The following is a 20,915-nucleotide window of genomic DNA, read 5'->3' on the forward strand; positions in this document are numbered from 1 at the left end:
TCGACTGCTCCAAAAGGCGGCGCCGGCCAGGACCGGCGCCGCCATCCAATCACTCGGTACGATCGTACGAGAACTGGATGCCTGCCGTACCACCGGTTTCAATGAAGAGGTTCATGAAGGCCGGCACCGTTTCCGAACGGGCCCAGTCGCGCTGCAGCTCGCAGAACAGCTGTGGCACGCTGATCAGCTGGCCACCGGCCTGTTCGATGCGGCGCAGCGCCGCATCGTGCGCGGCCAGCGAGGTGCCGCCGACGGCGTCGACCACCACATACACCTCATAGCCTTCCTTCAACGCATCCAGGGCCGGGAAAGTCAGGCACGCCTCGGTCCACAGCGCGGTCATGATCAGCTTGCGGCGGCCGGTGGCTTCCACCGCCTTGCGGAACTCGACGTCCTCCCAAGAGTTGATGGTGGTGCGGTCGTAGGTGGGGTAGTCACCCAGCACCTTGCGCAGCTGCGGAATCGGCGGCTTGTTCAGGCCGGTCTTGACGTTCACCGTCGAATGCACGATCGGCAAACCATAGGCGACGGCGGCTTTGGCGGTGCCGACGATGTTGTTGACCAGCAGCTGGCGGTCCATCGAGGCGATGGAGTTCACCTGCACCGGCTGGTAGTCGATGATGATGAAGGCGGAATTCTGCGGGGTCAGCAGATGATCGCTGGCCGGGTCGCGGATCGGTTCACTGGACATGGTGGGTCTCCATTGCAGGAGCGGCGCGAGGCCGCGGGGGAATGCCCGGGGGCGGGCAGGGGCAGGATGGCAGGGCAGGGGACGCGGCTATTCGGCGTCCAGGGCGCCGCTGTCGTGCACGATGCGGCCGCCGACCAGGGTGAGCAGCGAGCGCAGCGAGTGGATGCGACGGGCCGGCATGGTCAGGTAGGGTTGGTCGAGCACAGCCAGATCAGCCAGCTTTCCCGCGGTGAGAGAGCCGCGCTCGTCTTCGGCAAACGACAGCCAGGCCGCATTGCGGGTGAACAGGCGCAGTGCCGCATCGCGGGTGATGAGGTTGTCCTCGCTGCGGCGCACGCCTGCCAGTGGCTGGCCGTCAACGTGGTACTGGATGGCCTGCCAGACGCCTGCCACGCCGATGCGGGTGGAGTCGGTGCCACCCGCCACCGGAATGCCTAGCGCCATCGCGGCCCGCACCGGGGCGCTGGACGCCGCAACCTGTGCCGTGTTGGCGGCATGGATCGCGGTGGTTTCGAAGTACGGTCCCATCTGTACGCTGTAGGCCAGCCCGAGCCGGGCCATGCGCTGCAACGTCCGCTGTGACCCGGTGTTCAGGTGCGCGATCGCCCAGCGCAGCGGCCGCAGGTCATGATCGCGCGCCACCACCTCGAAAGCGTCCAGGATGGCATCGGCGGCATCATCGGTGTATGCGTGGATCTCCAGCGGGATGCGCCGCTCCGCGGCCAGCCGGGCGACCTCGATCAGCTCCTGCCGGGCCTCGGCCGGCGGATCGAAGCCAGGCCCCATCAGGACGCCGTCGTTCATGGCGGTGACCAGGTTCTCACCCAGGCCGAGAAAGGCGATGTCGCCATCGTCGTGCCGGTTCGGGCGGAACGCCATCACGTTGCGGAACCACTCGGCTTCATCACCGTGGGTGCCGGCCGGAATGCGGTAGCCGGCGCGCAGCGTCAGCCCGCCCTGGTCGCGTAGCTTGAACAATGTTTCGTAGGACGATGGTGGGCCGGCGGAGGGATCGATGAAACCGGTCACGCCCTGCGCGTTGAGGGCAGCGAAGAAGGTCCGCAGGCTCTTTTCGTGATCGGCGCTGGCACTGATCTGCGCGAACAGTGCATTGAATGGACCGATGCCACCGGACAGGCGGCCGGTGGCCTGTCCGTCATTGTCGCGCTCGACGATGATGCCCGGGGGCAGGCGGGGCTGCTCGCCCTGCAGATCCAGCGCTGCGATGCCGGCACGGTTGAGCAGGGCGAAGTCGTACAGATGCTGCACGTAGACCGGCCTGTCTGGCAGGGCGGCATCGAGCTCGGCGCGGGTCGGGGCCCGGCCCTCCGCGAACTGTTCGGGATGCCACGCACCGACCACGGCGGCCCATTGCCCGTCAGGCTTGCGCTGGGCTTCGCGCTGCAGCCGCTGCAGCGCCTCGGACAGCGTGGGAGCGTCGAACCAGTAGGTTTCGAAGGTGAACGTCTGGCCGCCACGGACTGCGTGGATGTGCGTGTCGATCAGGCCCGGAACGACGGTGCGCCGTTGCAGGTCGATGACCCGGGTGCTGGGGCCGATATGACGTTGCATGGCGCGGTCACTGCCGACCGCCAGGATTCGCTCGCCGCGGATGGCAAGCGCGCTGGCACGTGGCGTATTGCTGTCCTGGGTCAACAGCAGGCCATTGCGCAGCACCAGGTCGGCCGGCTCGGCCGCTGCCGCCACGGTTGGCAGCACAAGCATGAAGAGGAGGAGCAGTACGCGCATGGAAGTGTCTCGCTCTGGGGGGAGGGGGCAATCGCCGCGGGGCGTTGGGGTGGCGGAGGCATCCAGTGCTTCCCCGGTGATGTGTATCCGCCATCGGCGGGTTGTTGGGGCGTCGCGGCCTCAGTAGCGCCAGAGCGCCTCAAGGCCGATGAAATGGACGGTGTCGGCGCGCCCGGTGTCCCGGATGAAGCGCCCCGGCCTGAAGATCGAATAGGCCGCTTCGACGCTGAGCTGGCGGGAGATCTCGCGCCCCAGTACCAGATCCGCCTGCGTGCCGATGTACCGGGCGCGGCTGTTGCCCGCCGGCCGCAGCAGGTTTCCGGCAACGCCATACACGCCGTCGCGCGCGCTCTGCCGCCAGTAGAAGACGACTGCACTGGCCAATGACCAGCCACCACCCAGATCCAGTTCCAGCGAGGGGTGCAGGTTGATCAGGTTGCTCGGGCCGACCTGGCCGCTTTCGCCGAAGTACTTGCCCTTCGGGAACATCATGTTGAAGGTCTGCAACGCGCGATCGTCGGGGTCACGGTCGCCGCTGATGATGTTGGCCTTCAGGCCGAGCCGTGGCGACAGCGGCCACGCATCGAAGCGATGGCGCACATCGCTGGCGACCGACCACGCACGTACCGGCGCGCCGGCGAAACTGCCGTACTGGAAGAACCCCTCCAGGTCCCAGCTCCATCCGTTGCGACGGCCGAACCAGCGACTGCCCAGCGTATTGCGGGTTTCGGCACCTTCTCCCTGATCGTAGCGGGTGCGATCGCTGGACAGGCCCAGGTAGTAGAGATCCAGGCCGGTATCGCGGTGGTTTCCGGGGTCCTGGAAGGTGGTGTACACGCCCCACACGCGCCGCTGCGGATCACCACGGTCATTGAAGGAACCCATGGCATTGCGTACCGGGCGCAGCAGGAAGGCTTCGGTACGTGAGTGCGACGTCCGCCACGCGAGCAGGCCACCATCGAATGCGCGCAGGACATTGGGTCCATAGCGCACCGAAACCAGGCGCTCGCTGCCGTAGGCCAGTACCAGCCGGCCCACGCGCAAGGTCGCACCTGCGTCGCGCGAGGGCAGCGAAAGATCGACGAAGCCCTGCAGGACCTCGGCGCCGGTATCGTCCACCGGGCCGATGGTGCTGTCGTCGCGACGGGCATGGGTCAGGTTGAGCTGGGTGAAGACCCTGGCATGCTCGTTGAGCTTCAGATCGGCATACGGCAGCGCACGATAGAGCGCACTGCCGTCGCGCTTGACAGGTGCGTGCCCGAACTCATTACGGGTGTAGTGCTCGTAGCGCGCACGCAACTCGGCGCCGACGGTCAGGCTGCCGGATGCACCGAACGGCATCCATTTTCCCTTCTCCCACCAGGCGCCGGAACGGAAGGCCGGATCCTGCAGGTAGCGGTAGTCTTCGCTGTAGCGCCACGGATCGATGGCGGGTGGTGACGGCACGATCTCTTCCGCGCCGGCTGCAGCGGCTAACAGGGCGGCAAGCGCGCCCATCGAACGCGCCGCGATGCCCGCTGCAGGGGAACCTGGCCAACGCATGATCGCCTCCGGTGCAGGATGGAAGAAGGAAAGACACAGCAGGGCGGCGGCGCTGCGGCGCACCGCCCCGCATGGCGTCAGCTGCGCTGCGAATCCAGCTGTTCGTGGTTCTTCTGCACGTCCTGCGCCTTCAGGTAGCTTTCGATCAGCAGCTGGTAGTTCGGGAAGATCTTCGTGTAGACCTCGGCCCACTGCTGGGCATCGTCGCGGTTCCAGGTGCGCTGGATCTCCGAGGCCACCGCGGCGGTGTCCATCGGCACCACGCCGGCCTGCACCACGCGGGCCAGGGTGATCTCCTCGGCCATCTTCGAGTAGGTGCCAGACGCGTCGATGACCGCGAACACCTGGTAGCCATCGGCAACGGCGGCGATCGACGGGAAGGCCATGCACACGCTGGTGATGGTGCCGGCAATGATCAGCTGCTTGCGGCCGGTGGCCTTCACCGCGGCAACGAATTCCGGGTTGTCCCAGGCGTTGATCTCACCCTTGCGTGCCACGTACTGGGCATGCGGGGCCGCGTCGTGGATCTCCGGGATCAGCGGGCCGTTCGGGCCCTGCGGAACAGAGGCGGTGGTGATCACTGGCATCTTTGCCAGCGTGGCCATCTTCGCCAGCGCGGTGGCGTGGGCGCGCACGCTGGTGAACGGCATGTCACCGATGGTCTGGAACAGGCCGCTCTGATGGTCGATCAGCAGCATCGCAGCGTTGTCCGGATCGATCACCGGGCGGGCACCGTTGAAGTTGGCGGGGGTACTCATGGTCAGTCTCCTGGAGAAGGTGGGCGATGGCCCGGAAGGTGCGGCGGGCCAATGCCCGCCGCATTGAAACGATCAGTGCGCGATCTGGCCGAAGCGGCCGCTGTTGAAGTCGTTGACCGCCTGCGCGATCTCGGCTTGGCTGTTCATCACGAACGGGCCATAGCCCACCACCGGCTCGTCGATCGGTTCACCGCTGAGCAGCAGCACGGTGGCGTCGCTGTCGGCGTCGACGAACACGTCCTCGCCGCTGCGGTCGAAGGTGACCAGCTGTGCCTCGCCGACCGGCTGGCCGCCGTTGATCCGCACCGTGCCCTTCAGCACCACCAGCGCCAGCGTGCGGCCATCGGCCACCGGCAGTTCGGCGTGGTGGCCCTGCCGCAGGCGGATGTCCCAGACATCCATCGGCGTGTGGGTGCGGGCCGGGCCGGCATGACCGTCGAAGCGGCCGGCGATGACACGCACCCGGCCGGCGCCTTCAGGCAGTTCAACCGAGGGGATCTGTGCGTCGAGCAGGGTCTGGTAGCCCGGTGCACCCATCTTGTCCTGCGCCGGCAGGTTCACCCACAGCTGCACCATGTCCAGCGTGCCGCCGCGCTTGCTGAACTCCGGTGTGTGGAACTCCTCGTGGAGGATGCCGGAGGCCGCGGTCATCCACTGCACGTCACCCGGGCCGATGGTGCCGCCGGCGCCGGTTGAATCGCGGTGGGCGACCTCGCCCTCATAGACGATGGTGACGGTCTCGAAACCGCGATGCGGATGCTGGCCGACCCCGCGCGGGGTATCGCTGGGGGCGAAGGTATAAGGGCCGGCGTAGTCCAGCAGCAGGAACGGGCTCAGGTGCTGGCCGTGGGTGTTGTAGGAAAACATCGAGCGGGCGGGGAATCCGTCGCCCACCCAGTGCGGGCGCGGGGCGCTGTAGGTACCGGTGACACGCTTCATGGCGATCTCCTGGCCGGGGCTGCCGGCCGCTGTTCTTCGTTGCAGGAGACGATATCGCCGCGACAATTGGGCCGGTAGACGCCAATATTTGCCGTCATAGTCCTATCTGGTGAACAATGGGTGCGCGCCTTGCGCCACAGGAGATCGCCCCGTGTTCATCGCTGATATCCGCCGTTGCGACCTCAACGACCTGTTCTACTTCGCCATGGTGGTCGAGCACGGCGGCTTCTCGCAGGCCGGTCGGGCGCTGGCCATGCCGAAGTCGAAACTGAGCCGGCGCATCGCGCTGCTGGAGGAACGGTTGGGCGTGCGCCTGATCCAGCGCTCGACCCGGCGTTTCTCGGTCACCGAGGTCGGCCAGGACTACTACCGCCACTGCAAGGCGATGCTGGTCGAAGCCGAAGCAGCCGAAGAAGCGATTGCGATGTCGCGCGCCGAGCCGCGCGGCACGATCCGCCTGGCGTGCCCGATCGCGATCCTGCACGCGCGCATCGGCCCGATGCTGGCCGACTTCCTGGCCCAGCACCCGCAGGTGACGGTGCAGCTGGACGCCACCAACCGGCGCGTCGACGTGGTGGGCGAGGGTGTGGACGTGGCGATTCGGGTGCGGCCGCCGCCACTGGAGGACAGCGACCTGGTGGTACGCGTGCTGGCGCGTCGCGTCTGGTGTACCAGTGCCAGTCCGGCGCTGCTGCAGCGGCTGGGCACGCCGCAGGTGCCGGCCGACCTGGCGATGATGCCGACCGTCGATCTGGCATCGCCCAGCCAGCAGCATGTATGGGAATACACCGGGCCGGGCGACGTGCTGGCCAGCGTGCATCATCGCCCGCGGCTGGTCAGCGATGACATGATTGCGTTGCGCACCGCTGCGGTGGCCGGGGTGGGGTTGCTGATGCTGCCGCGGATGATGATCAGTGACGAACTGGCCAGTGGCGCGCTGGTGCCGGTGCTGCCGGAGTGGGTGCCCAAGCACGGCATCGTGCACGCGGTGTTCCCGTCGCGACGCGGCCTGTTGCCGGCGGTGCGTGCACTGATCGATTACCTCGCCGAACGCTTCGAGGCGCTGGAGGAACCCTAGCTCTTCCATCCACGCATGGCGTGGATCTACTGGATCCGCCACCGCCTGGTAGATCCACGCCATGCGTGGATGATCCTGGTGCCGCGCGACGGGCCTTCGCTTGCCGCCTGCGGCCGTGCAGCCCACAATCCACGTCCGGACCGTCGCCATCACGCCCATCATTCCCCGGTCCGGCCTTGGCACCTATGTCTCCCAATGCCCTGGCGCTGGTCGAGCTGCTGATCCGCGAGCGCCGTGCGTTGTCTCGCTTCATCGCGCGCTATCTCGACCCGGCCAGTACCGAGGACACCCTGCAGAACCTGTACCTGAAGGCCAGCAGCGTGCCCGGCGATCCGCCCATCCTGGAGCCGCGTGGCTATCTGTACCGGATGGCCTACCACCACGCGCTCAACCGCAGCCAGTCCGACGCCCGCGAGCGGCGTGCGATGGCCGAGTACGCCCTCGACATGGCCGAGGCGAGTCGCGATGGCGAGGCGCAGGCGCTGGACCAGGCGCAGCTGCGCGAGATCACCCAGACCATCCTCGCGCTGCCGGCCCAGGTGCGTGAGTGCTTCGTGCTCAACCGCTACCTGGGCCTGAGCGAGCGCGAGATCGCCGCCCGGCTGGGTATTTCCAAGAGCCTGGTCGGCAAGCATGTGCTGCGCGCGGCGCTGTTGATCCAGCAGCATCAGCAGGGAGTGCATTGATGAGCTGCGATTGCCGTGGGCAGATCGCGCCCGCCGTTGTCACAACAGGAAGGCGCACCCGTTCGGGGTGCGGCAGGCCACAACCATGAACACGTCCGAACCCTCGCCGCGTCAGGCCAGGCAGGCGTTGCGCTGGGTGATCCGGTGCAGTGCAGGCCCGCTGCCGGAACGCCAACAACGAACCCTGCAGCGCTGGCTGCAGGCCGATCCCCGCCATGCGCTGGCATGGCGCCAGCAGCAGGCCTTCTGGCAGGGGCTGGATGCCGCTGGGCCGGAGGTGCTGGCCGCACTGCCCGGGCTGACGGCTGATCGCCAAGGGCTGCGTCCGATCGCACCGCGCCGCCGCCTGCCGTGGCTGTTGGCCAGTGCCGCCTCCGTGGTACTGGTGGTCGCGGCCGCACCGCAGGCGTTGCTGCTGGCACGCAGTGACCTGCACAGCAGCGATGCACCGCGCGTGGTGCAGCTGGAGGACGGCAGCACCGCCGTACTCGATGCGGGCACCGCATTGGCGGTTGCGTTCGATGGCCAGCAGCGGCACCTGCGCCTGCTGCGCGGCCAGGCCTGGTTCCAGGTGGCCCATGAGGCGCGACCGTTCCAGGTCGAGGCGGCGGGCGGCCTGGTCCGTGACATCGGTACCGCCTTCAGTGTGTCGATGCTGGATACCACGGTCACCACCCAGGTCAGCGAGGGTGTGGTCGACGTGCGTCCGGGCGATGGCAGCGTACAGCGCCTGCATGCGGGGCAGTCACGCGTGTTCCGTGACGGTCGTTGGCTGCAGCCAATGCAGCTGGAAGATGCCGAGACCATGGCGCCGTGGCGGCGTGGCGAGGTAGTGATCGACGATCAGCCGGCCGCGCAGGCCATCGCTGATCTCGCGCGCTACCGTCGTGCACCGGTCTGGGTACTGGGCGGGCAGGGCGCGGACGTACGGGTCAGTGGTCTGTTCCATCTGCAGCAACCGGAGGCCGCCATCGATGCGGTGGCCGCGCAGGCAGGGCTGCGTGTGCAGCGCTTGCCCGGCGGCGCGCTGGTGCTGTGGTGAGGTGCCTGCGGCGCAGCGCACGGCCCGCTAGATGAAAAAAACATGAAAGAACCGTGGGCAACTGCAGTGCCCCGCTGTCTATAGAGGTATAGCCAGAGCGAAACACCGTTTCTCCTCAAGCCAGACACGCCACCGGCACCGGGTGTGCCCGTGGTTCCGCCATGCTTGAGGAGTTCCCGTCCATGCCGTCCACGGCATCCGCCTGTCATCGTCGCGCCACCGCTCTGGCCCTGGCTGTTTCCACCGCATTGCTGCCGCTGGCCTGGGTGCCGGCCGTGCAGGCGCAGCCGGCGATCGTCGCGCCGGTGCGGCAGTACACCATTCCGGAGCAGCCGCTGGCTGATGCCGTACGCGCCTTTGGCCGCCAGGCCGATGTGCAGGTGGTGTTCCGCAGCGACCTGGTGGAAGGCCGCCGCTCCAGCGCAGTGAAGGGTGAGTACAGCCAGATGCAGGCGCTGCAGCAGCTGTTGCGCGGCAGCGGCGTGCGTGCACAGCGCGGCATGGACGGTACCTGGAGCCTGCGGGCCGCAGCGGAGGCGGGTGAGGGCGAAGGGGTGCGGGTGACCGAAACACTGGACGTGGCGGGTCGCCTTCAGTCGGAAGGGGGTGAGGCCCGCGATCGGCGTGGCTACGACGATGTGTTCGCGCTGGACCTGACCACGGCGTATTCGGGGCGCGACCGGGTGGAGCGTTACCGAGGCTCCAATCCGGCCGACGTGGTCAAGGATCTGGTCGGCGTGTTCAGTGGCGATGCGCGCAACAGTGGCGCGCTGGACGTCAACATCCGTGGCATCCAGGGGCCCGGGCGGGTGCCGGTCAGCATCGACGGCGGCGAACAGGCGCTCACGGTCTGGCGTGGCTACAACGGCGTCAGCAACCGCAACTACATCGATCCCAACCTGATTGGTGGCATCCAGGTCATCAAGGGGCCAGGGCTGGTGCGCGATGTGCACAGCGGGATCGGTGGCGCGCTGGTGATCAAGACCATCGACGTCGATGACATCGTCGCTGCCGGCGAGCGCTTCGGCGGGGAGCTGAAGATCGAAGGCAGCAGCAATGCGGTGGCACCGCGCCTGCCGCGGCTGCACACCGGCGAGGACTACCGCACCGTGCCGGGTTTCCCGCAGGGCTCGCCGAACTCACCCTACGACGACCGCACCCTGGTGGTGCCGGTGAAGTCGCGCAGTGGCAACAATCCCTTCGATGGCGAGGACCAAGCCTGGCGTGTGGCGCTGGGCGTGCGTGGCGACAACGTCGACCTGATGGCTGCCTACGCCTGGCGCAAGCGCGGCAACTACTTCTCCGGGACCCAGGGCAGCGCCTACTACGAACAGGACCAGCGCGAGCAGTTCGAGTACCAGGGCATCGACTACATCACCACGCTGGCGCGCTACTTCAAGCCCGGCGATGAAGTGCCCAATACCTCCAGCGAACAGGAGTCCTGGCTGGTCAAAGGCAGCTGGCAGATCAACGATGACCAGCAGTTGAAGGCGACCTGGCGGCGCACGCTGTCGCACTACGGCGAGATCATGCCGTCTCGCATCCTGTCGGCCCCCGACTACGGCCGCATCCAGTGGCCGCTCAGCCGGGTCGATTCGGATGCGTGGAACCTGGAATACCGTTTCCAGCCCGCCGGCAGTCGTTGGCTGGACCTGTACGCCAACCTGTGGCGCACGGAAACGGAAAGCGATACCTACAGCGCTGGCGGCTTCCCGAACTTCGCAGTGGGTAATCCGGCATGGAATCCGGACGCCAGCCCGATCCTGCGCAATACCGCGCTGGCCAACGCGCGCAATGACCGCACCGGCCTGATCCTGAGCAACCGCTTCGCGCTGCATTCGACCCTGGACCTGACTGTGGGCGGCAACTGGCAGTACGAGAAGTTGGGGTCCCGCGATCCGTACTTCGGCACCACCGATGGCTGGCGCATGTTCCCGCGTGCCGGGCGCCGCCAGGAGGGTGAAGGCTACCTCACCCTGGAGTGGCGGCCGGTCGACTTCCTCACCCTCAATGCAGGCGTGCGCTACAGCCGCTACTGGGCCTTCGACGATTTCCTCGAGGCGCACCCCGAGCTGCTGACCAAGGGCGTAGGTGGCAAGGAAGCGCAGTACACCGTGAACGAATTGCCGCCCCGTCCCGCCAATCTGCAGGCCCGCATCGACGCGTTGGAAGCACGCCGCGCCGTATGGGAAAAGCGCGGCATGGGCTGGTTCATCGACGACAGCATCCGTGCGTTGCTGGCACCGTACGAGACGCCGCGTCCGGTCCGGTACACGCGGCCCTGGCTGCCCGATGCCGATGGCAACTACACCCGCGCCGGCAATCCCTGCCTCAATGGCGAAGTGGCGGCCATTCCCGGCGTGCAGCCGGTGTTCGCCGGCAGCGACCAGGTCTGCAACATCGGCAACAGCGTACAGTCGCAGCCGGTCGATGGACGCAACAGCCGCCGCCGCGACCATGCCTGGCTGCCGACCTTCTCGGCCACTGCACACCTGTTCCCGGCCGCCCGTGCCTACGTGCGTTACAGCGAAGCGATGCGCTTCCCGAGCATGTTCGAAAGCACCATCGCCTTCTCCGGCAGCCTCAATCCGCTGCATTCGCTCAAGCCCGAGCACGCCTACAACTACGAGGTGGGCTACGTGCACAACCTGTCGGCCCTGTTCGGCAACACCGCCGATGCCGACGTCAAGCTGGCGTACTACGTGCACAAGACCCGTGACGTGATCGAACGCGATGGCAACTTCCTGTTCGACAACATCGACAAGCAGACCATCCGTGGTATCGAACTGCAGGCCCGCTTCGACAACCGGCGCTTCTTCACCGATCTGGGCATCACCCGCACGCTGGAAAACGAGGTGTGTGACGAGAGCACGGCGGTGCTCCTGGACGCGAACCGGGGACTGGTCCCGAACTGCGTGCAGGATGGTTTCGTCGGTGGCTACCTGCTGACCCAGGCCATTCCCAGGCTGTCGATCAACGGGTCGCTGGGCACGCGCCTGTTCGATGAGCGCCTGGAGCTGGGCAGCCGCATCGTGCACTACCAGCGCCACGAGAACCCTGATCTGCAGGCCTACCGTGACCGCCTGCTGAGCGGTGGCAGCGGCCTGCTCTGGCAGAACGTACCGTTCACCTGGGGAAACATCACCACCGTCGACGCCTATGCGCGCTGGCGCTTCAACGAGCATGCCAGCGTCGAACTGGTCGGCAGCAACCTCGGCAACCGCTACTACGTCGATCCAGCCACGCGGTCCACGCTGCCAGCCCCGGGTCGCACCCTGAAGCTCGGCGTCACCGCGCGCTTCTGATCTCCCACCTTCAAGCGTTGTACCCGTAGTTCCCTCAACCAAGGAGCAATACCATGAAAATGATCTCCCGTTCGGTGCTCGCCGTTGCCGCCTCGCTGGCTCTGGTCGGTGCCGCGCATGCTGCCGATATCGTCGGTGCCGCCAGTGCCAGGACCGATGCCGAGCTGTACGTGGCGGTTGGTGAATCGCAGGTCAATGGCGGCCCGCACCGCGCTGGCAAGGCCGGCATCGGTGTCGGTACCGTGTCCCAGGCCAAGCCGGTGGACTTCCAGGGCCTGAGCGCCTACTCGGCACCCACCACCGTCAATGGCGTGACGGTACGTACTCTGGCCATGCCGATCACCGGCGCACCGGGCAGCCACGCCGGCATGGGCCACTTCAACTTCGTCAAGGTCGGCAGTGGTGATGTCTGGTTCGGCGAATGGTCCAAGGATGGCGCCGCCGGTGGCTTCAACAACCGCCAGGTCTACTTCGTTGGCGACCGCGCCGGCACCACGCTGCCCGCCGGCGTGGCGTCCTACACCGTGGCCGGCCTGAACAAGTTCAACGGCAGCAACCTGCTGAGCGGCACCTTCGACGCCGACTTCGGCGCCGGCACCCTGGACGGTGCGCTGTCCGGCAATGGCCTGACCCTGGCCATCGTTGCCAACATCAACAGTGCCGATGCATCGTTCGCCGGTTCGGCCAACGTCAATGGCAGCGTCAACGGCACCACCCAGGGCCAGTTCTTCGGCGCCAACGCCGCCACCCTGGGCGGCATCGCCACCTTCGCCGGCAACAGCCAGTACGACACCGCCTTCGGCGGCAGCAAGAACTGATTGCCACGCCCCTGACGGGGCAGGGCAGGGACAAGCCGCGATCCGCCAGTCCCTGCTTCGGCCCGCTGCATGCACCGCCACGGATCGACCATGCGCCATCCCATCTTCCTTGTGATCCTGTTGCTGGCGGCTGCCGATGTGCGCGCCCAGCAGGATGATCTTCGTCGTGTGCTGGAGCAGGGCAGCGAGCTGCGCCACCAGCAGCAGGACCAGCAGCGCCTGCAGCAGGCCGAGTCGGCGCGACCGACCATCACCATCGACGGTCAGACCCTGCGCGTGGAGCGCACGGTCGACGATCTGGGCCAGGCGCTGTACCTGTCGCTGCAGCATCAGCAATGGGGCGCAGCGCAGCGCTTCCTGGACGAATACATCGAACTGCCCGGCCACGACCCGCTGCTGCGCCACTACGCGCAGGGCGGCCTGGCGCGGGTGGCCGGCAATCACCGCCGCGCGGCCAACGAGTACGAAGCACTGCTGGCGGCGCAGCCGGATTTCCTGCCGGCCCGCCTTGAGCTTGCACGTGTCCATGCCGAGGACCAGCGCGACCGCGATGCGGAGGCGTTGTTCACGGCCATCGCCGGTGGCATCAATGCCGACGACCCCACTACCGCAGGTGTACGCGGACGGGTGGACGCCTACCTGGCCGCACTGCAGGCGCGCAGGCGCTGGAAAGGAGCGCTGGCAGCCGGCCCGGCATGGAGCGACAACATCAACCGCAGCTCGGCCAGCCGCACCTGCCTGTTCGGGGTGGGCGACACCTGCATCATCCAGCGCAATCTTCCCGATGCCCAGCGCGCCATGGGCCTGGACTACGACGGCAACCTGGAGCGTCGCTGGGCATTGGCCGGTCATCACGGCGTCTATGTGCGCGCGCTTGCGTTCGGCCAGGCATGGCGCGGGCACAGCGCCTACAACGAGCTCAATGCGAGCGTGCAGGCGGGCTATAGCTGGCGCAGCGCACGGCATTCCCTGCAGATCGCGCCGAGCTATGACTACCAGGGCCTGGGCAACCGGGCTCTGCAGGGCGGCAGCGGGCTGCATGGCGAATGGCAATATGCATTGGATGCGCGCAACCTGCTCAGGCTGGAGGCCGACTGGAAGCGCCAGCGCTATCGCCAGCGCGGCCTGGCCAGCAATTACGACGGTGAGCTGGCCGCGGTGTATGCCACCTGGTTCCGTGCGCTCAACCCGCGCTGGACCCTCTTTGCCGGGCTGGACCTGAGTGACAGCCGCGCCGCCAATCCGGCCAACGGTTACCGCCAGCGTGGACTGCGCCTGGGGGCGGCGCGCCAGTGGACGGGCACCACCGCCACCGTGTTCGTGTCGTTGCGCGAGCGCGACTACGATGCGTGGAGCCCGCTGCTGGAGGCGCGGCGTGAGGACAGCGAACAGAACCTGATTGCTGTCGTGCGCAGCGAGCGCTTGGCGGTGGCCGGGCTGGTGCCCAGCCTGAGCCTGCGCTACGCGCGCATCGACAGCAACGTCGGCTGGCTGTACAGCCACGACCGCAGCCTGCTCAGCCTGAAATGGGAACGGGCCTTCTGAACGCGCCGCTGCGCTGCCACGGTGAACGCGCCGTGGCCGCGATCTTCATTCATCATCACGCGCTCTTGTAGCCCGTTTCGCGCATCCTTCGGGTGTTGCGGCAGAGCTGGGCCGCGTGTATCGAGGAGCGCCGGTCGTGCTGGAAGCGGGCAACAAACCAGAGGGCCTGAAAGGGCTGCGTGTACTGGTGGCGGAGGATGAATTCGCCATCGCGATGTTTCTGGTCGACTATCTGGAGCTGAAAGGCGCACAGGTGGTGGGGCCTGCCGGTGACCTGCAGGCGCTGGGGCGGCTGGTCGATACCCATCCCATCGATGTGGCATTGCTGGACATCAACCTGGGCGGTGAGCAGGTCTATCCGCTGGCCGATCGGCTGGCCGAGACGGGTATCCCCTTCCTGCTGACCTCCGGTTACGACGACAACCTGCCCAGCCGCTTTGCCAGCGCGCCGCGCTGTACCAAGCCTTATCACATCGAAGCGCTGGTGCAGCAGCTGGCCGCGCTGGTGGCGGCGCCGCAGGTCTCTGCGGGCATTGCCTGATTGCGCGGCATGTCGCGCCGTCCTGAAGACATCCACGCCGCCAAGCTGCGTGGCCAGATGCCACCTGCACCGCAGCTGCATGTGCGCCACGATGGCATGGCCGCGCGCATCGCCCGCCACGACTGGTCATCCACGCCGTTGGGTGCCTGCGAGCAGTGGCCGCCCCACCTGCGCGCCACCGTCGACCTGATGCTGGCCCATGGTTTCCCGATGATCGTGCTGTGGGGTGAGCAGCTGGTGCAGCTCTACAACGATGGCTATGCCGAGATTCTGGCCGACAAGCATCCCGGCGGGCTCGGCCAGCCGACCCGCGAGTGCTGGCCCGAGGTCTGGCATATCAATGGGCCCATCTACCAGCGCGTCTGGCAGGGCGAAACCATCACCTACGAGGACAAACTCTATCCCCTGGCGCGCCGCGGGCGGTTGGAGGAAGTCTGGTTCACCATTACCTACAGCCCGATCCGTGGCGAGGAAGGGCGCATCAACGGCGTGCTCGTGACCATGTTCGAGACCACAGCGGCGCATGTGGCCCAATCGGCACGCGAGCGCGAAGAGCAGAAGCGGCGGGAGGCGGACCGGCGCCTGGCATTGGCCTTCAAGGTGCTGCCGGTGGGCGTCTGCATTGTCGACACCGAAGGGCGCCTGCAGCTGTCCAACGACCAGATGCGTGCCTACCTGCCCAGCGGCAAGGTGCCCTCCACGGATGAGGTGAACCTGCATCGCTGGCGTGGCTGGCATGCGGACGGCAGCGCCATCGGGCCGGAGGATTTCGCCATCGCCCGTGCGATGCGCGGCGAGACCGTGGTGCCGGGGCTGGAGTTCCAGTATCTGCATGACGATGGGCGCGCGCGCTGGACCCGGGTCGCGGCCGCGCCCCTGCGCGATGGCGACGGTGAGGTCAGCGGCGTATTTGCCATCGCCGTGGACATCGACGATCTCAAGCGTGCCACCGAGCGCCAGTCTGTATTGCTGGCCGAACTGCAGCACCGGGTGCGCAACATCATGTCGACCATCCATGCCATTGCCTGGCGGACCCGCGAGTCGGTCAGCAGCGTGGATGAATACGCTGAACGGTTGTGCGGGCGACTGATGTCGCTGGCGCGCACGCAGAGCCTGCTGACCCGCGGCGCCAATGCCGGGGTCTGCCTGCGTGGCATGCTCGATGAGGAGATCGCGGCGCAGACGCCGGCAGCGGCGGCCTACCGCCTGCAGGGCGAGGATGTGCTGCTGCCGCCGAAGGCGGCCGAAGTACTGTCCCTGGCGATCCACGAGCTGGCGAGCAATGCCCTGCGGCATGGCGCACTGACCCATGAGGATGGCCGGATCGAGGTGACCTGGGATCTGCAGGTTCAGGCCGGCCAGCCATGGCTGGGTCTGCACTGGTGCGAGCGCCATGCCGAAGTGGAGGACTGGGAGCAGCCCCGGCAGCGTGGCCTTGGCCGGGCGCTGATCGAGCAGCGCGTGCCCTACGAACTCGCCGGCAGCGGCGAGCTGCGCTTTGGCCCGCAGGGCCTGGATGCCTGGATCCGCTTTCCGCTGCGCGAGCGAGACAGCCTGCTGCAGACCGATGCTCCCGGCGCGGCGGCGGGCGGTTCCGGCAGGTAGAGGTCCATTTATCCCCAATTTGGCCAAATTGGGCATAATGGCCTCAACTGTCCCCGTCTGGAGCCGTGCCATGACCCTGCCGCTGGATCTGCCTGGCCTCGAAAAGGCCCCCGCGTCGTCGGTGAAGACCCGTGGCTGGCCGAGCCTGATGCGCACCGTGCGCGAGAAGCAGGCGCTGGTCATCACCAACCACAACCACCCCGAAGCGGTGATCGTGGACATCCGCACCTACCAGGAACTGCTGGCCAAGGCCGCTGGCGGCGATGCCGGTGAGCGCAGCGAAGAACTGCTGCGCCTGCGCGGTGAGTTTGACCAGACCCTGGCCAGCCTGCAGCGCGGGGAGGGGCTGGGCAAGGTGCTGGGCCAGCCGATCCGCCGCGGTCGCAAGGTCACCCTCGGCCGCCCGCTCTGACCGATGGGGCGGATCCTGGTGCTTGCCGGCGTCAATGGCGCCGGCAAGAGTTCGCTGCTGGGTACCTGGCTGGAAGCCGAAGGGCTGGGCTGGTTCAACCCCGATTCGTTCACCCGGCGCCTGGTGGAGGCCGGCTGGCCGCTGCCCGATGCCAATGCGGAGGCCTGGCAGGAAGGCACCCGCCGCCTGCGCCAGGCCATGGCCGATGGCACGGACTTCGCCTTCGAGACCACGTTGGGCGGCAACACCATTCCAGGCCTGCTGCGCGAGGCCTGTGAGCAGCATCATGTGGCGGTATGGTTCTGCGGCCTGGCCAGCGTCGAGCTGCACATCGCCCGCGTCGCTGCGCGGGTAGCGGCCGGTGGCCACGATATTCCGGTGGAGAAGATCCACGCCCGCTTCGATTCGGCGCGCGAGAACCTGCTGGACCTGCTGCCACACCTGGCCGAGCTGCATGTCTACGACAACAGCGCTCCCGCCGACGCCGACGGCTGCGTCGAGCCGCTGCCGGTGCTGGCGATGGCGCATGGCCAACTGCAGTACCCGGTCTCGGTGGCCGAGCTGCTGCATACGCCGGATTGGGCCAAGCCCGTCGTGATGCGTGCGATGGAGTTGAACACCTCGAATTAGATCCACGCCATACGTGGATTCCTTTCACACATCGCGCGAAACCGCGCCGTGCACGACTGCCACCGGAGCTGCGGTTAGACTGACCGCACACTCAAGGAGGATGACATGCACGGACCTGCGACATTCCGCTCCAGTTCCATCTGCCTGGTGCTTGCCGCGCTGGCGCTGGCGCTGTCCTGCACGCCGACGATGGCAGCGTCGCCTGCCGCCAAGCGACCATCGCCGCCCAGCCTGGTGCAGGCCTTCCACGCCGCCGAAGCCAACCTGCGGCTGATTCCCGGCGGCGACATTGAATCCGACTTCCGCCCGGTTTGGACCGCTGTTGCCGATCTCGATGGCGATGGCCGTGCCGAGGTCGTGTATTTCTACACGTCCGACTATTCCGGCGGCAGCTTCGCCCAAAGCAACGTTGTTGCGGTGATGACGGCGCTGACGGCAAACGATCCGCGCGGCCAGGAGAACCCGAACAGCCTGTCGCCGGTGGAAGCAGAGGACTATGCCGCCATCCGCAGGTATGGCTATGCTGACGACGCGGCTGAACAGATCCCAGGCGCCATCCGTGCCATCCGCATCCAGGGTGATCGCATCGTTGTCGATTTCACTGTCAGTGCCGGGGCGACGGTCTGCGAATGGAAGAGCCCGAACCGCCACGTCTGTCCGCCGGACGGAAACTACACATGGACGCTGCGTTGGACGCCGGGGAGGCTGACTCACATCAGGAAATAGCGCCAGGGAGTGCCGGGCGTATTCGCCCGGCGCCACTGGCCCCGTAGGTCCACGCCAAGCGGGGACCGCGTTCTGCGGCCAGCCTCAGGCCGGCTTCACCTGCTCAGGCTCCGCAGCCTCCGGCAGTGGTGGCAGACTCGGGTCCACCGTTACCGGCACATCGCTCTTCAACAACGCAGCGGCTTCCCTGTCGCTGCCCACTGCCGGCGGTGAGCCACGCAGCGGCAGGCCGGCGGTCTCCTTCACGAACAGCATGGTCACCAGCCCGATCACCGCCGCGCCCATCAGGTAATAGGCCGGCACCAGCGGGTCGCCGGTACGTTCCACCAGCCACGCGGTCACCAGTGGCGTGGTGCCACCGAACAGCGACACCGACACGTTGAATGCGATCGACAGCGCGCTGTAGCGCACCGGCGTATAGAACAGCGCCGGCAGCGTGGACGGCATCGAACTGGTGAAGCAGACCAGTGCCAGGCCCAGCAGCATCAGGCCAAGGAAGATCAGCCCGTCGTTGCCGCTGCCGACCAGCAGCAGGCACGGAATCGCCAGCACCAGCAGCGCGATGCAGGCACCGATGATCATCGGTCGGCGGCCCAGCCTGTCACTGAATAACCCGCCGACGATGTTCAACGGCATCATCACCATCATCACGATGATGATCAGCAGCAGGCCCTTGCTCTCGGCATAGCCCATGGTGACGCTGAGGTAGCTGGGCATGTAGGTCAGCAGCATGTAGTCGGTGACGTTGAACACCAGCACCAGGCCCATGCACACCAGCAGTTGGCGACCATGCACCTGGAACAGTGCGCCCAGCCCCGGGCGGTCGTGCTCGCGCTTCTCGGCTTCTTCGGCGAACGCGCGGAACGCCGGGGTTTCCTCCAGCTTCATGCGCATGTACAGGCCGAGCAGGCCCAACGGGCCGGCCACCAGGAATGGAATGCGCCAGCCCCAGTCCAGCATCTGCTCGCTGCTCAGCAGCATGTGCAGCGCAGTGACGGTACCGGCGCCTGCGATGTAGCCGCCCAGCGTGCCGAACTCCAGCCAGCTGCCCATCAACCCACGGTTGCGGTCGGTGGAATACTCGGCGATGAAGGTGGCCGCACCGCCGTACTCGCCACCGGTGGAGAAGCCCTGCACCACGCGCGCCAGCAGCAACAGCACCGGCGCCCAGATGCCGATGCGCTCGTAGGACGGAATCAGGCCGATGGCAAACGTGCCCAGCGCCATCAGGATCATGGTGAACGCCAGCACTTTCTGGCGGCCGTAGCGATCCCCCAGCGGGCCGAACACAAGGCCGCCGAGCGGACGCACCAGGAACGCCACGGTAAAGGTGGCGAAGGCGGCGATCACCTGTGCGGTGGGGTTGCTGGACGGGAAGAACACCTGGCCGATGGTGACGGCCAGATAGCCGTAGACACCGAAGTCGAACCACTCCATGGCATTGCCGAGTGCGGCGGCACCGACGGCGCGCTTGAGCATGGGCGTGTCGACGACGGTGATCTCATCGACCTTCAGATGGCGGCGGCGTTTGAACCAGCCGAAATGGGCATGTGCATCGGGGGTGTCCTGCATGGGGGCTCCCTGGGAGGTTTGAAATGGAGAAAACGGCCGCATGCGTGGATGCACGCGCACGGCGAGGCACCGCCGTGTCGGCGGAAGCACGGCAACGGGACCACGACGGCCGCGCGGTCAGCGGCCGGGAATCACAGCGGTGCGGGGGATGCAGGCGAAGTGCCTGCGGGCGTCATCCGCCAGGATCCAGCGCGAGGCGATGGATGGGCGGAGCAGGAACATGCGTGGCAAGCGGAGCGCCGGTCGGCAGTGCTTTCCACGTAACAGGTGCGCCCGTCACGTAGTGGGTCGTGTCGATCATCCGTTCATCATAACGGCACGCGCGTGAGCGTGCAGCGAAGCGCAGTTGTCTGCACGCTGTGTTCCATGATGCCTGTTCATCTGGAAGGCAATGATGACGTGCGTTGAACGGAATCTGGTCGTGCTGCTCACATGCGGCCCTCTACGTTGTGGGCGAACGCAACAGAGAAGGAGCATCGCATGACCCGTCGCATTCCCGAAGGTACGCTTGTGGTTGTCGCCGATGGCGGTTCGGCCCGTGTATTCACCAATGTCGGCAGCGATCACCAGCTGGCCTTGAAGCAGGAAGGCGAACTGCGCCTGCAGGACATCAGCGAGCAGGGTGTATCCGGGCAGGGGCCTGCGGGTGCAGTGCCGAAGGACATGTCGGTATCCCAGCTCAACGAGGCGACGTTCGCCAAGCAGGTGGCGGAACAGCTCAATGAGGATGCGTTGAAGAACCGCTATGCACACCTGGTGTTGATCGCTGATCCGACCACGCTGGGACGCATCCGTCCGCTGCTGCACAAGGAAACCCAGGCCCGCCTGCTGGGCGACATCGCCAAGGACCTGACCAACGCGCCGTTGGCGGATATCCAGAAGGCGCTGGCGGCGTAGCGCGGATGCCATTCATGCGCGATCACCTGTCGGCGGAGCCCGACCGCTTGGATGTGGAGGCGCAGGTCGGCTGGTTGCTTCTCGAGTTTGGCGCGCCCTGGTGTGGCCACTGCCAGGCCGCGCAGCCCGCGTTACAGGCCTTTGTCGAAGCGAACGATCTGCCGCACTGGAAGATCGAGGATGGCAAGGGCAGGCCTCTGGGCCGAGCGTTCAAAGTGAAGCTGTGGCCGACGGTGGTGCTGCTGCACGATGGAGAAGAGGTCGCGCGGGTAGTGAGGCCGCTGGACAGCGCGGACCTCATGTCGTTGCAGGGCGCGCTTCCCGATTGAGGAGTGACCCGGGCGCGGCACGCGGGGCAGTCGCACTGCAGCATGCGGCG

Annotated in this window: 19 protein-coding genes; 13 read left to right on the forward strand and 6 right to left on the reverse strand. The window is 66.9% G+C overall.

Going from position 1 to position 20,915, the window contains the following annotated elements; all coding sequences use genetic code 11:
* Positions 1–49: 49 nt before the first annotated feature.
* The 5 genes from AC5P99_RS17745 to AC5P99_RS17765 all read right to left on the reverse strand — a co-directional run bounded on the left by AC5P99_RS17745 (position 50) and on the right by AC5P99_RS17765 (position 5,679).
* Complete coding sequence (locus AC5P99_RS17745; RefSeq protein ID WP_005409869.1) at positions 50–691, reverse strand: hydrolase; 642 nt, start codon at positions 689–691, stop codon at positions 50–52.
* Positions 692–778: 87 nt separating this feature from the next.
* Complete coding sequence (locus tag AC5P99_RS17750; protein ID WP_495213373.1) at positions 779–2,440, reverse strand: amidohydrolase; 1,662 nt, start codon at positions 2,438–2,440, stop codon at positions 779–781.
* A gap of 120 nt (positions 2,441–2,560) precedes the next feature.
* The gene (locus AC5P99_RS17755) at positions 2,561–3,982 is read right to left on the reverse strand and encodes an alginate export family protein (protein WP_141097917.1); all 1,422 of its coding nucleotides are present in this window, start codon (positions 3,980–3,982) and stop codon (positions 2,561–2,563) included.
* A gap of 77 nt (positions 3,983–4,059) precedes the next feature.
* Positions 4,060–4,740, reverse strand: coding sequence for a hydrolase (locus tag AC5P99_RS17760; protein WP_005409868.1), 681 nt, complete (start codon positions 4,738–4,740; stop codon positions 4,060–4,062).
* A gap of 72 nt (positions 4,741–4,812) precedes the next feature.
* Complete coding sequence (locus AC5P99_RS17765) at positions 4,813–5,679, reverse strand: pirin family protein (protein ID WP_005409867.1); 867 nt, start codon at positions 5,677–5,679, stop codon at positions 4,813–4,815.
* A 151-nt stretch (positions 5,680–5,830) separates the two neighbouring features.
* Here AC5P99_RS17765 and AC5P99_RS17770 point away from each other — a divergent pair, with 151 nt between their 5' ends.
* The 11 genes from AC5P99_RS17770 to AC5P99_RS17820 all read left to right on the forward strand — a co-directional run bounded on the left by AC5P99_RS17770 (position 5,831) and on the right by AC5P99_RS17820 (position 18,067).
* Positions 5,831–6,757 carry a LysR family transcriptional regulator gene (locus AC5P99_RS17770; RefSeq protein WP_024956507.1) on the forward strand — a complete coding sequence of 309 codons (927 nt, stop codon included), beginning with the start codon at positions 5,831–5,833 and terminating at the stop codon, positions 6,755–6,757.
* Positions 6,758–6,942: 185 nt separating this feature from the next.
* Positions 6,943–7,443: an RNA polymerase sigma factor gene (locus tag AC5P99_RS17775; RefSeq protein ID WP_049450892.1), complete on the forward strand. Its 501-nt coding sequence runs from the start codon at positions 6,943–6,945 to the stop codon at positions 7,441–7,443.
* Positions 7,444–7,528: 85 nt separating this feature from the next.
* Positions 7,529–8,485, forward strand: a complete 957-nt coding sequence (locus AC5P99_RS17780; protein WP_322533785.1) for a FecR family protein — start codon at positions 7,529–7,531, stop codon at positions 8,483–8,485.
* Between the two features lie 182 nt (positions 8,486–8,667).
* On the forward strand, positions 8,668–11,790 hold the full coding sequence (locus tag AC5P99_RS17785; protein WP_495213374.1) for a TonB-dependent receptor: 3,123 nt from the start codon (positions 8,668–8,670) through the stop codon (positions 11,788–11,790).
* Between the two features lie 53 nt (positions 11,791–11,843).
* Positions 11,844–12,608 carry a Slam-dependent surface lipoprotein gene (locus AC5P99_RS17790; RefSeq protein WP_049450888.1) on the forward strand — a complete coding sequence of 255 codons (765 nt, stop codon included), beginning with the start codon at positions 11,844–11,846 and terminating at the stop codon, positions 12,606–12,608.
* 90 nt (positions 12,609–12,698) lie between these two features.
* Positions 12,699–14,153 carry a surface lipoprotein assembly modifier gene (locus AC5P99_RS17795; RefSeq protein ID WP_049450887.1) on the forward strand — a complete coding sequence of 485 codons (1,455 nt, stop codon included), beginning with the start codon at positions 12,699–12,701 and terminating at the stop codon, positions 14,151–14,153.
* Between the two features lie 136 nt (positions 14,154–14,289).
* The gene (locus tag AC5P99_RS17800; RefSeq protein WP_024956513.1) at positions 14,290–14,694 is read left to right on the forward strand and encodes a response regulator; all 405 of its coding nucleotides are present in this window, start codon (positions 14,290–14,292) and stop codon (positions 14,692–14,694) included.
* 9 nt (positions 14,695–14,703) lie between these two features.
* Positions 14,704–16,299, forward strand: coding sequence for a sensor histidine kinase (locus tag AC5P99_RS17805; protein WP_322533782.1), 1,596 nt, complete (start codon positions 14,704–14,706; stop codon positions 16,297–16,299).
* A 70-nt stretch (positions 16,300–16,369) separates the two neighbouring features.
* Positions 16,370–16,711, forward strand: a complete 342-nt coding sequence (locus AC5P99_RS17810) for a type II toxin-antitoxin system prevent-host-death family antitoxin (RefSeq protein WP_005413623.1) — start codon at positions 16,370–16,372, stop codon at positions 16,709–16,711.
* Between the two features lie 3 nt (positions 16,712–16,714).
* Complete coding sequence (locus AC5P99_RS17815) at positions 16,715–17,341, forward strand: ATPase (RefSeq protein WP_099530360.1); 627 nt, start codon at positions 16,715–16,717, stop codon at positions 17,339–17,341.
* Positions 17,342–17,446: 105 nt separating this feature from the next.
* Entirely contained in the window at positions 17,447–18,067 is a 621-nt protein-coding gene (locus tag AC5P99_RS17820; protein WP_495213375.1) for a hypothetical protein, read from the forward strand.
* An 84-nt stretch (positions 18,068–18,151) separates the two neighbouring features.
* On the opposite strand, the gene proP is transcribed toward AC5P99_RS17820, so the two are convergent.
* Positions 18,152–19,639: a glycine betaine/L-proline transporter ProP gene (proP, locus tag AC5P99_RS17825; RefSeq protein ID WP_495213376.1), complete on the reverse strand. Its 1,488-nt coding sequence runs from the start codon at positions 19,637–19,639 to the stop codon at positions 18,152–18,154.
* 480 nt (positions 19,640–20,119) lie between these two features.
* Between proP and AC5P99_RS17830 the strand changes: the two genes are divergently transcribed.
* Both AC5P99_RS17830 and AC5P99_RS17835 read left to right on the forward strand, forming a co-directional pair.
* Positions 20,120–20,536 carry a host attachment family protein gene (locus AC5P99_RS17830; RefSeq protein WP_005409854.1) on the forward strand — a complete coding sequence of 139 codons (417 nt, stop codon included), beginning with the start codon at positions 20,120–20,122 and terminating at the stop codon, positions 20,534–20,536.
* Between the two features lie 5 nt (positions 20,537–20,541).
* A complete protein-coding gene (locus AC5P99_RS17835; protein ID WP_049469714.1) occupies positions 20,542–20,865 on the forward strand; it encodes a thioredoxin family protein in 324 nt (107 codons plus the stop codon).
* The last annotated feature ends 50 nt before the right edge of the window (positions 20,866–20,915 follow it).

It is taken from the genome of Stenotrophomonas sp. YJH_SMC_80 (assembly GCF_059372495.1).